General features: G+C 50.9%; 10 protein-coding genes and 1 riboswitch. Of the genes, 3 read left to right on the top strand and 7 right to left on the bottom strand.

Going from position 1 to position 12,959, the window contains the following annotated elements:
* Positions 1-121: 121 nt before the first annotated feature.
* Genes sdhB through AC0YOB_RS30225 form a run of 3 tightly spaced genes read right to left on the bottom strand, consistent with a single transcriptional unit; the run spans position 122 to position 3,340 of the window.
* Complete coding sequence (gene sdhB / locus AC0YOB_RS30215) at positions 122-886, bottom strand: succinate dehydrogenase iron-sulfur subunit (RefSeq protein WP_210038437.1); 765 nt, start codon at positions 884-886, stop codon at positions 122-124.
* A 15-nt stretch (positions 887-901) separates the two neighbouring features.
* Positions 902-2,644: a succinate dehydrogenase flavoprotein subunit gene (gene sdhA / locus AC0YOB_RS30220; RefSeq protein ID WP_475795940.1), complete on the bottom strand. Its 1,743-nt coding sequence runs from the start codon at positions 2,642-2,644 to the stop codon at positions 902-904.
* Positions 2,645-2,668: 24 nt separating this feature from the next.
* Positions 2,669-3,340, bottom strand: a complete 672-nt coding sequence (locus tag AC0YOB_RS30225) for a succinate dehydrogenase cytochrome b558 subunit (RefSeq protein ID WP_210038435.1) — start codon at positions 3,338-3,340, stop codon at positions 2,669-2,671.
* A 220-nt stretch (positions 3,341-3,560) separates the two neighbouring features.
* Between AC0YOB_RS30225 and AC0YOB_RS30230 the strand changes: the two genes are divergently transcribed.
* Positions 3,561-4,463 carry a LysR family transcriptional regulator gene (locus AC0YOB_RS30230; RefSeq protein WP_210038434.1) on the top strand — a complete coding sequence of 301 codons (903 nt, stop codon included), beginning with the start codon at positions 3,561-3,563 and terminating at the stop codon, positions 4,461-4,463.
* 108 nt (positions 4,464-4,571) lie between these two features.
* Here AC0YOB_RS30230 and AC0YOB_RS30235 read toward each other — a convergent pair whose 3' ends face one another.
* Genes AC0YOB_RS30235 through AC0YOB_RS30245 form a run of 3 tightly spaced genes read right to left on the bottom strand, consistent with a single transcriptional unit; the run spans position 4,572 to position 7,892 of the window.
* Positions 4,572-5,813, bottom strand: coding sequence for a cation:proton antiporter (locus AC0YOB_RS30235; RefSeq protein ID WP_475795941.1), 1,242 nt, complete (start codon positions 5,811-5,813; stop codon positions 4,572-4,574).
* Positions 5,814-5,860: 47 nt separating this feature from the next.
* A complete protein-coding gene (locus AC0YOB_RS30240; RefSeq protein ID WP_210038432.1) occupies positions 5,861-6,523 on the bottom strand; it encodes a potassium channel family protein in 663 nt (220 codons plus the stop codon).
* Between the two features lie 16 nt (positions 6,524-6,539).
* Positions 6,540-7,892, bottom strand: a complete 1,353-nt coding sequence (locus AC0YOB_RS30245; RefSeq protein WP_475795942.1) for a TrkH family potassium uptake protein — start codon at positions 7,890-7,892, stop codon at positions 6,540-6,542.
* 77 nt (positions 7,893-7,969) lie between these two features.
* A riboswitch (cyclic di-AMP (ydaO/yuaA leader) is annotated at positions 7,970-8,172 on the bottom strand.
* Between the two features lie 243 nt (positions 8,173-8,415).
* On the opposite strand from AC0YOB_RS30245, the gene AC0YOB_RS30250 reads away from it, so the two are divergent.
* The gene (locus tag AC0YOB_RS30250) at positions 8,416-10,053 is read left to right on the top strand and encodes a CPBP family intramembrane glutamic endopeptidase (RefSeq protein WP_475795943.1); all 1,638 of its coding nucleotides are present in this window, start codon (positions 8,416-8,418) and stop codon (positions 10,051-10,053) included.
* On the opposite strand, the gene uvrC is transcribed toward AC0YOB_RS30250, so the two are convergent.
* Positions 10,022-12,076: an excinuclease ABC subunit UvrC gene (gene uvrC / locus AC0YOB_RS30255; RefSeq protein ID WP_475795944.1), complete on the bottom strand. Its 2,055-nt coding sequence runs from the start codon at positions 12,074-12,076 to the stop codon at positions 10,022-10,024. The two genes, AC0YOB_RS30250 and uvrC, sit on opposite strands and share 32 nt — an antisense overlap.
* A 209-nt stretch (positions 12,077-12,285) precedes the next feature.
* Here uvrC and AC0YOB_RS30260 point away from each other — a divergent pair, with 209 nt between their 5' ends.
* Positions 12,286-12,432, top strand: a complete 147-nt coding sequence (locus tag AC0YOB_RS30260) for a YqzM family protein (RefSeq protein ID WP_210038428.1) — start codon at positions 12,286-12,288, stop codon at positions 12,430-12,432.
* Positions 12,433-12,959: the final 527 nt, after the last annotated feature.

A 12,959-nucleotide genomic window follows, 5' to 3' on the forward strand; every position in this document is an offset into this window, starting at 1 on the left:
TTTTGATAAACAAAACATCAATAATTATATCGACTATATAAATAATATCTATCAGAAAGCTAATAAAAAAGCACATCCGGCGTAATTGCCTGCCGGATGTGCTTGTCTATATGGATATGAATTAAATTCCAAGCCATTTTTTGAACAATTGTTTGGTGGTGTCTTTGTTGATCGCCGCTATGGAGGTCGTCAGCGGAATACCTTTCGGACAGGCGCGCACACAGTTCTGCGAGTTGCCGCAGCCCTCGATACCGCCATCCTCCATCAAGGTTTCCAAACGCTCCGCCTGATTCATCTCGCCGGTTGGATGCGCATTGAACAGCCGCACCTGCGAGATTGCCGCAGGTCCGATAAAGCTGTTGCGCTCATTGACGTTCGGACAGGCTTCCAGACATACGCCGCAGGTCATGCATTTGGACAGCTCGTACGCCCACTGGCGCTTGGTTTCCGCCATCCGCGGACCAGGACCCAGATCGTAGGTGCCGTCAATGGGAATCCAGGCTTTCACCCGTTTGAGCGCATTGAACATCCGCTCGCGGTTGATGACCAAATCGCGCACAACGGGGAATGTGCTCATCGGAGCGAGTGAAATCGGCTGCTCCAGCTTGTCAATCAGGGCGCTGCACGCTTGACGCGGCTTGCCGTTGATTACCATGGAGCATGCGCCGCACACTTCTTCCAGACAGTTGGATTCCCAGCATACCGGGGCCGTATTTTGTCCATCCTGCTTCTTCGGATTACGCTGAATTTCCATTAACGCGCTGATTACGTTCATATTCGGGCGATACGGAATTTCAAAATGCTCCGTGTACGGCTGAGAATCCGGAGAATCCTGACGCGTAATGTTCAGCTTTACTGTTTTTGCTGCAACAGTCGTTTCAGCCATTGTTCATTCTCCTTTCTATTTTTCTTTCGAGTAATCGCGTTTACGCGGTTTGATCAGGGAGACATCCACATCTTCATACGAAATTGTCGGACCTTCAACCGTCCACGTCGCTTTGGTCGTTTTCAGATAATCGTCATTGCGGTCCGGGAATTCCGGCTTGTAATGCGCGCCGCGGCTCTCGTTGCGCATAAGAGCGCCCAGCGTCATCGCCTCGGACAGCTCCAGCATATTCCACAGCTGACGGGTGAACGCCACGCCTGCATTATTCCAACGCGAAGTATCATTGATATTGATGTTGCGGTAGCGCTGCTTCAGTTCCTTGATTTTCCCGATTGTCTCTTCCAGCTTCTTGTTGAAACGAACGACCGTCATATTGTTGGTCATCCACTCGCCAAGCTCCTTGTGCAGCACATATGCGTTCTCTGTGCCGTTCATGGCCAAAATGCCTTCATATTTATCGGTTTGGCGCTTCTTCTCGCGATCGTATACGGTAGATGAAATATCATCCGCCGATTTCTTCAAGCCCTTGATATATTCTACGACCTTCGGTCCTGTGATCATGCCGCCATAAATCGCCGAGAGCAGCGAGTTCGCGCCCAGACGGTTCGCGCCATGGTATTGATATTCGCATTCTCCGCAGGCAAACAAGCCGGGAATATTGGTCATTTGGTTGAAATCAACCCATAATCCGCCCATGGAATAATGAACCGCCGGGAAGATTTTCATCGGAATTTTACGCGGGTCATCACCCATGAACTTCTCGTAAATCTCAATGATTCCGCCGAGCTTGACATCGAGCTCCTTCGGATCCTTATGGGACAGATCCAGATAAACCATGTTCTCGCCATTGATGCCCAGCTTCTCGTCAACGCAGACGTGGAAGATTTCCCGGGTCGCAATGTCACGGGGAACCAGGTTGCCGTAGGCAGGATATTTCTCTTCAAGGAAATACCATGGCTTGCCATCTTTATAAGTCCAGATCCGGCCGCCTTCGCCGCGGGCCGATTCCGACATCAGGCGCAGCTTGTCATCGCCGGGGATGGCTGTGGGATGGATTTGGATAAATTCGCCGTTGGCGTAATGCACGCCCTGCTGATACACAGCGCTTGCTGCGGTACCTGTGTTGATGACCGAGTTGGTCGTTTTGCCGAAAATGATGCCTGGGCCGCCGGATGCCAGAATAACCGCATCGCCCGCAATGGTATGCACTTCCATGGAGCGCAGATCCTGCGCGGTTATGCCGCGGCAGACGCCATCGTCATCCAATACGGCGCCCATGAATTCCCAGTGTTCGAATTTCGTAACGAGCCCGGCTGTTTCCCAGCGGCGCACCTGCTCATCCAGCGCATACAGCAGCTGCTGGCCGGTTGTTGCGCCTGCGAAAGCCGTGCGGTGATACTGAGTGCCGCCAAAACGGCGGAAATCAAGCAGTCCCTCAGGTGTACGGTTGAACATAACGCCCATCCGGTCCATCAAGTGGATAATACCCGGCGCCGCATCGCACATCGCTTTAACCGGCGGTTGGTTCGCAAGGAAGTCGCCGCCGTATACCGTATCGTCAAAATGCTCCCAGGTGGAGTCGCCCTCCCCCTTCGTATTCACCGCGCCGTTAATACCGCCCTGCGCGCATACGGAGTGAGACCGTTTAACAGGAACAACCGAGAAGAGATCGACATGAAGTCCGGCTTCCGCCGCTTTAATTGTAGCCATCAGACCGGCGAGTCCGCCTCCGACGACAATAACTTTATTCTTAGCCATATTTATTCGCTCCTTGTCCTAAAGCTAAACGAGATTCGTCATATATGAAGCAAGAGAAGCCGCTTCCTTGAACTCATCCCCACGGAAGGAGAAGAGCGATAGCAGAAACAACAGCGATACGAGAACGAATACACCCATCCATATTCTGGAGGAGATGCGCTGCGCACGAGGTCCGACCGTAATGCCCCAACTCACAAGGAAAGCCCACATTCCGTTGCTAAAATGGAATGTCGCCGCAACGACGCCGATAATGTAAAAAACAAGATAGAAGCCGTTGTTGGTAATATCGTGCATCAGACCGCCCAGCTGTTCATGAGTGACTTCGCCGATCATAACCTGGTAGCGCGTTTGATACAGATGCCAGAAAACGAAGATAAATGTGATAACCCCCGAAATCCGTTGTGCCGCAAACGCCCAGTTGCGTCCATACTGAAACCGCCCGGTGTTAATATTGGACTGGTACGCAACGTACAGGCCGTACACGCCATGGAACAGCAGCGGCAGCCAGATGCCGAACAGCTCCAGGAAGAAAACAAGCGGCAGGTCATTCAGAAACTTGACACTGTCCTTAAATCCCTGCGGGCCGCCCTCAAAAGCTGCATAATTGGTCAGCATATGTTCAACAATGAACAAGCTGAGCGGTATCACTCCAAGCAAAGAGTGAATCTTGCGCGATAAATACGAATTTCCTTTCATAACGTGTGCGTTCTCCTTTCGCAACTGTGAGTTGCTAACATTCGCCAATCTTCGCCAAAACCATTCTCCATTGTAACTCCCGCCCAATTATGCGTCAACAATTAGCATGACACATTTTATTCACAGTTCACATAATACTCCTTTTACACTTATAATGGAATTGCTTATTATTCATTAAAACTTATAACAAATACACATATGTAAGGAAAGGGTTGAGGAAATGCTTGAAGAATTGAATGTGTTTGCCATCATTGTAGAGCAATCCAGCATGAACAAGGCTTCAACCGCGCTTAATTTATCCCAGCCCGCTCTGTCGCGGAAAATTTCCAAGCTTGAGCAGGACTTGGGAGTCGAGCTGTTCAAGCGGGTCGGCAAAAGATTGGAGCTGACGCGGATCGGCCGGCTTACCTATGATTACGCCATCGAGACCAGACAGCAGCATCTCAGGTTCCTGAAGATGCTTGCCGAATACAAGACTGCGGGCCGCTCCTCCCTGACGATCGGCGCGAGCCTGACCACCCTGCAGACGACGCTGCCCGATCTGATTCAGGCGCTGACGCAGCAAAGCTCGGAGCTGGATATCAAGGCCATCACCGGCAAAACGCATGAGATTGTTTCGCTTGTCCGCGACCGCAAAGCGGATCTCGGCATTGTTGCTTCTCAAATCGACGATCCGGGGCTGCGCTGCGTCCCCCTATTCGAGGATCACCTGGTGCTGGTGCTGCCGCGCAATCATTTTGTAATGGACAAGGGCGAGCCCGTCATTGGCGATTTGAACGGCATGCCGATGATCCTGTTCTCCAAAGGCACCTGGTACCGTATTCTTACGGACGAGCTGTTTGAAAAATATCATCTCCTGCCCGACGTCAGAATGGAAATTGACTCCTTCGAAGCGATATTGCGCCTGCTCCACACATGCCGCGCCGGAACGCTTCTGCCCAAATCATATTTGCGCGAGCAGATGCTGAGCGACAATGACCTGATCAGTGTCACGATCCGCGAGCTCAAGGAATCCAAGCGCACCACCTCCCTGATTCATGCCGAGACGGACAGCTTGAGTCCTGCCGTCCGCTTGTGGATTGATGAGATTGCCAAGCTCTACAATCCGAGAAGAAACGGCTGATGCTGCCCCGATGCTCCTACGATAATTGAGAACATAGATCGTGGAGCGGACCTGGTCAATAAGTTAAATAAAACAAAAGGAGAAGGCAGCTTCGGCGCCCTCTCCTTATTATTTGCCAATTTCCGCTTCCGAATCCATTCCGAGCTTTCGGGCCACCCAGGCAGTGGTGCTTGCCTGTAGCAGAATCGTCAGCATAATGGCCATAAAGGTTACCGATGCAATAATATCGGCGTGCTTGACCCCCATTCCCGCCAGCATGCCGGATAAAGCGGCCGGTATAACGCCAGTCTCCCGCACCCACATCATGAAGGTCATTTCCTTCAGGCTCCACCGGGACTTGCGGTCCGGCAGCGCGGAAGCAAGCACGGTCGCTGGACGGGCAATGAACATCAGCACAAGCACCGCAAGCAGGCTCTGCCACCAATAATCGGCCAGCAGCCTGAAATCCACCTGGCTGCCAAGCAGGATAAAGATCAGCATCCGCATCATAACGGTTATATTATTGGAAAAATGATTGATTTCTTCCTTTTTGCCCGCCATATCCATTCCGAAGGATTTCGAATTCCCCCAGATCAGTCCCGCTACAAAGGTAGCCATAAATCCGCTCACATGCAGCATGTCGCCAATCAGATACGCGCCAAGCGCAGTAGCGATCATGGCGATGGTTGTGTAATCGCGCAGCACACCAATGCGGATGTGGGCAACCAGACCGACTATAATAATCCCCAAAGCCAATCCAACGGCAATGCCGCCGAATGCCGTCCGGATAAAATCCCATGTTATGACGCCGGCAGAAAGCGCTGAATCCCCTACAGCCGCACTCAGGAGAGCGAACGTAATAATCGATCCTGTCGCATCATTAAAGGCTGATTCACTCTCAACCGTTTCGCGTAGCCGATTGCGAATCGTCACTTGCCGGAACACAGGTATGATAGAAGCAGGATCTGTGGAAGCGATGACCGATGCGGCAAGCAGCGCATACAGCCAATCAATGCCAAACAGCAAATGCACCGCCGCCCCGACAATGCCAACTGTGATCAGCACGCCGGGTACGCTGAGCAGACCAACCGTCCAGCCCACCTGCTTCAGACCCTTCAAACCGATATTTCTCCCGCCGTCGAACAAAATGATGGAAGAACCGGCTACAAGGATCAATTGATTAATCAGCGAGCCGCTTGACTCATTAATCCAGTGGAAACCCTGTCCGATTGCCATTCCCACGATTATATACATGGCAACATCCGGTAGCCGCAGTCTGGATGCCAGCGTTCCTGCGATCATGCCAGCCGTCACAATCGTGAGCAGCAGTAAAAACAAGTGATGAATTGTTTCTGTAGTTGATGTCTCCATTTGCCGCTTTCACGCCCGTTTCATAATGAAGCAGTCGCTGATTTCCCCTAACGGGTAACGGACTCCTCGAATTGTTCAATCTGTTGGTTGGTCCCGATGACAACCATGACATCCTTCTCAGCGAGCACATCGGTTGCAGTAGGAGCAATAATGATTCCTCTGGGCTTATTGATTGCAACAATGCTGCAGCCGAATTTAGCTCTGGGATTAAGATCCTGCAGGGATACGCCGTTAAGACATTTTGGCACCGCCAGCTCGGCAATCGTATAATCCTTTGACAATTCAATATAATCAAGCAGATTAGGCGACACCAGCTGATGCGCGACACGAATGCCCATATCCCGCTCCGGATAGACTACGCGGTCCACCCCGATTTTCTCCAGCACCCGACCATGCAGCTCGCTCATCGCCTTGGCCACGACCTTCTTCACGCCCAGGTCCTTAAGCAAAATAGTCGTCAGAATGCTCGCTTGAATATCATCGCCGATAGCGACAACACCACAGTCAAAATTGCGTACGCCAAGCGACCGCAGCACTTCCTCGTCCGTTGATTCCGCCACGACGGTATGCGTCAGATGCTGACTCATATCCTGAACGGCTTCCTCGTCCTTATCAATGCCGAGCACTTCATATCCAAGCTCCACTAATTCCCTGGCCAAACTTGAACCGAAGCGGCCAAGTCCGATAATGACGAACTGATGATTCTTCATCGTGTAATAATTTCCCCTATCCAATAATAATTTTGCCTTCCGGATGACGATATAATTCTTTCTCCGAACGCGGCCCAAGCGCATAGGCGAGTGTCAGAGGACCCAGCCTGCCGGCAAACATGGTCAAGCAGATAATAATCTTGCCGACCGTGGAGAGCTCCGGTGTAATGCCAAGCGTCAAGCCTACTGTCCCGAAGGCTGAGGTAGTCTCGAACAGGATTTTCAAGAAGGCCTGATCCTCAGTCGTGGAGAGCACCATGGTGACGACAATGACAAGGGAAAGCGATAACAAGGTAATGGTCAATGCTTTGAAAATGCGCTCACGGGCAAGACGGTAGCGAAACAGCACAATATCTTCCCTGCCCCGGATCATGGCAATAACCGCACCGATTAGAGTCGTGAAGGTTGTGGTCTTGATTCCGCCTCCTGTAGAACCCGGCGAAGCGCCGATGAACATCAGGATAATGGTCAGGAACTGTGTGGCCTGCCTGAGTGAGGCAAGGTCAAGCGTATTGGCGCCAGCTGTACGCGGAGTAACCGACTGGAAGAAGGAAGCCAATATTTTGCCGCCCCAATGAAGGGAACCGAGTGTCCTGGCATTGGTGAACTCGAATATAAAAACAACAACCGTTCCGAATACAATCAAAAAGCCGGTCATAGACAGTACTACTTTGGAATGAAGCGAAAGTTTCTTATTATTGCGATATTCTACGAGATCCGAGATAACAATAAAACCGATCCCGCCTGTTATGATCAGCAGCATCGTCACGATATTGACCAAAGGATCATTAACATACTCCGTAAGGCTTACATACGGAACCCCGAACTGGCCGAATAAATCGATGCCCGCATTATTAAAGAATGAAATCGCGTGAAAAATGCCAAAATAAACTGCCTTGCCAAGCGGCATATCAAACGACCAGCGGATGGCAAAAAGGACAGCGCCAACGAGCTCAATGGTCAACGAGTACAAAATCACTTTGCGTATGAGACGCACAATGCCTTCCATGCTGGTCTGGTTCATCGCCTCCTGCAGAATGAGCCGTTCCTTCAGGGATATGCGCTTGCGCAGAACAAGAGCAAACAAAGTGGCCATGGTCATAAAGCCGAGACCGCCAAGCTGAATCAGCATCATAATAATGATTTGGCCGGGAACCGAATAGTGGCTGCCTGTATCCACAGTCACGAGCCCCGTCACGCACGTTGCCGTTGTTGCTGTAAATACCGCGTCGATAAATGGCGTCGGTAAGCCATCCCGCGAGGCAAAGGGCATGGAGAGCAGCAAGCCTCCAAGCAAAATAATGAGCGCAAAGCCCGTTACCAATATACGGGGCGGCGACCATTTGGAAATATTGAAAAAAGATAGCATCGTAGGATTTGTCCCACCCCTCCTGGCTGTTTGCGCGCACAAAAAAAGCACTGGAAGCCCAAGTGCCAATGCGTTTGAGTCCTGTTCCACGAAGCCTGCGAGGTTAGCTGACGGATTCGGGCTTGAACAGCTGCCCTATTCACAAGCAGTTCAAAATTACGCTGCTTGTTGAAATTCACCCCGTGCTGTCCTTTAATGAAATCGCATAAGCTTAAGCGACCCGTTCAAGACAGCTGTATGGTTCCCCCGTTTTCATTTCGAAATTCGGCTTTTCATATGCAATTGATACACATTATAATTGCATTGTTCTGGAAAAAACAAACGACAATTAAGGAGGAAAGGAACCGTTTTCAGGCAAAAAAGACGACCCTCGGGCCCAAATCGGCACATCCTGTTCATTATTGTCCATTTAACTCGACCACAAAACGTATTTGCGAGCATTCGCATGGAAATTATCGAGACAACTATGATAAGGTAGATGTATGCGGTTTACTGCTTGTATATTGAGATTAGAGGTGCAAACATGAATGTTTATCAGCTGCGGCCCAACTGGAAATTCTATGCATGGTTAGGCGTCATTGGCATTGTTATTTATTTGCTCGTACAAGTTGTACCGCAAACCTCGGAGTCTTTTTTTGACTCGGGCAGCAAGAAGGTAATCGCCAAAAGCAAAGCCGAGCAGATTGCTGAGGATTTTGCCCTGCAGCAATTCAAGCAGCTGCCGGAGAGCATCCATGCGGTTCACCAATCCGATTCGATGCTTTACGGTTATCTGTCCAAGGAAAAGCAGACCGAGACCTACGACAAGAAATATGACAGCCGCTTCCCCACCGACACATTCCAGGTCACGGCGGCGATGCCTGACGGCAGCCAGATTTTTATTTATGTGCATATGCAGGAAGCCAAGGTTGTCGGCTGGAACCAATACAAGGAGATCCATACCACTATCCCGCAAGCGACCCAGATAAGCGACGCTGCTATGAAATATGCCGTCTCCCAAGGATTTAAAGCGAATGAACTAAGCATGACCAAGGCAGACCCGGAAACAGGCAGGATCTCGTACAAGGTTAACGGCTATACGATCGGAGAATCGCAGCTGATGCTTGCGATGAGAACAGAGAAAACAAGCGATGGAACGCTCATCATTGCCGAATACAAGCCCGGCTTCACGGTTCCGGCCAGTTATTCGAGCTATGTCCAGGCCCAGCAGAAGCTTGCTTCTTTCCTGTCCCTCCTCGGCAGCATTCTGCTTTCCTTTGTCCTGTTCGTCATTGCAATCGTCTATGCCGCGCTTTACCGCAAGCATTCCTCGTTTACACGCGGTATTGTACTGACTCTGCTGTTCCTCGTCATGTATTTGGCGAATGACTTCAATCTCATGGACGGTCTGCTGGCGAGTGCCGGCGAGGACCCTAATGCGATGGCCTACGCGGCCATTAATGTCGGCATTACCTGTGTCGTCACGATTGTGATGGGCATTGCCGTTTATTTCTCCCTTGTCGGCGGCGACGCCCTGTGGAACTCAATGGGCAAACGGATGTGGCCGCGAATGGGAGAGGAGGGTTATGGCGATCATGTATGGCGCAGCATGTGGCTCGGTTATCTGATTGCTTTCCTGCTGCTGGGACTGCAGACCGTCATCTTCATCGTGCTGGTGAATGTTACCGGCGCATGGTCAACCTCGGATGTCACGCAGTCTCCATACAACCTGGGCATTTTGTGGATCTTCCCCATGCTGGCCTGGTGCGCCGCCATTTCGGAGGAGGCTTTGTACCGTTTTTTCGGAATCGGCCTTTTCAAAAAATGGTTCAACAATACGTTCGTCGCTTCGCTTATTCCCACTATTATATGGGCGCTTGGCCATGTTACATATCCCATTTTCCCTTCCACCACACGGCTGCTTGAATTGACCGTTATCGGGCTTATCTTCAGCTTCATGTTTCTGCGGTACGGTTTTCTCACGGTCGTATTCGCCCATGCCGTATTCGACAGCATCATGATGGCTATTTCCCTGATCTTCACGGGAACGCCGGGCAATATCATCATGGGCATCGTCTACATCCTGCTGCCTATTCCCATCGCATGGGGACTGCGCTACCTGCATGACAAGAAAAAAAGGACGAGACCGCTTATTGCGGCTCCTCCCTCAACGCTTCAATGATTTGTGCGGCGAGCTTTTCGCCGATGGACAGAGGCCGGAAATCTTCAATTCCGGCTTCTTTTATTTTTTTGATCGAGCCAAAATGCTTGAGCAGCAGCTTGCGCCGTTTCTCCCCGATACCGGGGATGGAGTCCAGCTTGGACGCGATCATGGACTTGCCCCGCTGCTCCCGGTGGAAGGATATGGCGAAGCGGTGAACTTCATCCTGAATGCGCTGCAGCAGATAAAACTCCTGGCTGTCGCGCGCAAGGGGCACAATCTCCGCAGGGTCCCCCATCATCAGCTGAGCCGTCTTATGCTTGACATCCTTCACCAGGCCGCAGACCGGCACGTACAGGCCAAGCTCGTTCTCCAGCACATCGAGCGCCGCCGATATCTGGCCTTTGCCGCCGTCTATAACGATCAGGTCGGGAAGCTGCAGCCCTTCCTTGAGCACCCGCTCATAACGCCGCCTGACCACCTCGCGCATCGTTTCGTAATCATCCGGCCCCTGGACCGTTTTCACCTTGTATTTGCGGTATTCCTTCTTATCCGGTTTCCCGTCCGTGAACACGATCATTGCAGAAACCGGATTCGTGCCCTGGATGTTGGAATTGTCGAACGCCTCAATGCGGCGTATCTCAGAAAGTCCAAGCGCGGCGGCCAGACTCTCGGAAGCCTTCAGGGTGCGCTCTTCATCCCGCTCAATCAACCGGAATTTCTCATCCAGCGTGACCTTGGCATTGTTGACAGCCATCGCGACAACATCGCGCTTGCGCCCGCGCCGGGGAACGAATACTTTGACCTTGAGCCATTTCTGCAGAGATGAGCCGACCTCATCGGCCACGGTTGCCGGCAGCGCTTCGTCTTCCTCAGCCTCTCCCGACGTCTGCAATGAGGTGCCCGTCACATCTCTTACGGATGCCGGCAAAGCCTCATCATTATCGTCTTTGCCAGTCTGCTCCGGAGCTGTATCAGGCATCTCTCCATCCCCGTTCAGAGTGTCCTGCTCCTGTGGGGCGTCAATCTTGTCAAATTGCGGCGGTTCCTGCATTAGAGCCGCCACTTCAGGAGCGGGCAGCAGGATTTCCTTCGGCAGCGCCGGATTATCGCTGTAATATTGAGTCACGAATGTCATAAAGTCATCATAAGCCTCGCCATAATAAGGAAATGAGGTCGCTCTGCGCTCAATCAGCTTGCCCTGGCGCATATACATGATCTGCACACACATCCAGCCCTTGTCGGTGAAATAACCGAACACATCGCGGTCCATGGCGTCTGCTAATGTGATTTTCTGTTTCTCCATGACCGCATCGATCGCCACCAGCTGATCGCGGAATTCTTTGGCCCGCTCAAATTCCAGCTCCTCGGCGGCTGCGGCCATTTTGGCCTGAAGCGTCTTCTTCACCTCATCGTGGCCGCCGTTCAAAAAACGCGTAATTTCCTGGGTCATCGCCTCATAGGTTCCGGGAGCGATATCGTACTCGCATGGCGCTATGCATTGGCCCAAATGATAATATAAGCATACCTTGTCAGGCAGCGTATTGCACTTGCGCAGCGGATACAGCCGGTCAAGCAGCTTCTTCGTTTCCTGCGCGGCATAAGCGTTGGGATACGGCCCGAAATATTTTCCCTTATCCTTCACGACGCGGCGCGTGACTTCGAGCTTGGGATGCTTTTCATTGGTTATTTTAATATAAGGAAAGGTCTTATCATCCTTAAGCAGAACATTATAACGGGGATGATATTGTTTGATTAAATTGCATTCAAGGATAAGAGCTTCCATATTGGTGGAAGTCACAATATATTCAAAATCGCGGATTTCCGATACAAGCTTCTGCGTCTTTCCGTCATGGCTGCCGTTAAAATACGAGCGGACGCGGTTTTTGAGCACCTTCGCTTTACCAACATAAATTATGATGCCGTCGGCATTCTTCATCAAATAGCAGCCGGACTGATCCGGCAGCAGCGCAAGCTTACTGCGGATTCGTTCATCCGCCAGCCGCCGCTCCACGGCAGACTCGGCTTTCAATTGTTCTTCCATCCCGTACTCCTCCTGGCCATTTCTTCACTCCTCTATTGTAGCACATCTGTTCCCACGATGCGGCTATGTTGATTTTCTCCTCCGCTGCGCCGTTCGTCCCAATCCTGCAAGTTGCCTCACAATTGTCACGAACGGCGGCTTTACAATTATTCTGAAAGTTGGGTATACTAAGAGGAGCAATCGTCGCCCTTCAAGGAGGAGTTACACAAATGGAAAATGTCAGAGATCCGCGCGATCATGTAAACGAAGAACCCCGCGACGACTTTATGGATACCGCAATGGGCTTTGCCGGTTTTTTCGGTGTAATGACCATCATTTTTATCGTTGCGGTCATTATTAAATTCATGATTTCGTAATGGTTAAGGCTTCATGCCGGCGAGCTTCGCCGCATGGAGCCTTTTTACTTTCTATCCTTGACTAATGGCTCGTCTACACCGTAGCATTAACGCCATTGGCATTCTCTGCTTGACAACAGCCAGTTCTACACTATAGAATGACAATTACGAAAAAGGAAAGGAGACTGATGTGATATGGTGACTATAATCGTTCGAAATGTTCGTTTCCAAGTTGCATGCGCATCAGTCTCTACGGATCCTTATTCAAGTTAACACAGAAGCGTCATCATTGCGGGAAGCCGCGCGCTTTTGTCCAAATATCGGAAAAGCTGCATGTCACACATGACTATTCTGATATTTTGCGGGAAGAAACTTGCAGGTGCTAGACAAACGCAGCCTTTCTTCTTTGGTTTTATTTGAATCAGGCACACAAACCGTTAGAGACCCCCGGAGGGTACTGACGGTTTTTTTGTGCTGTTTTTTACTGATGCGCATTGTCCATTGTCCTGTCACACGAGCCAACCCAATTGTAAAAACAAAGGAGAACA

This window comes from Paenibacillus sp. JT31N17, assembly GCF_056269255.1.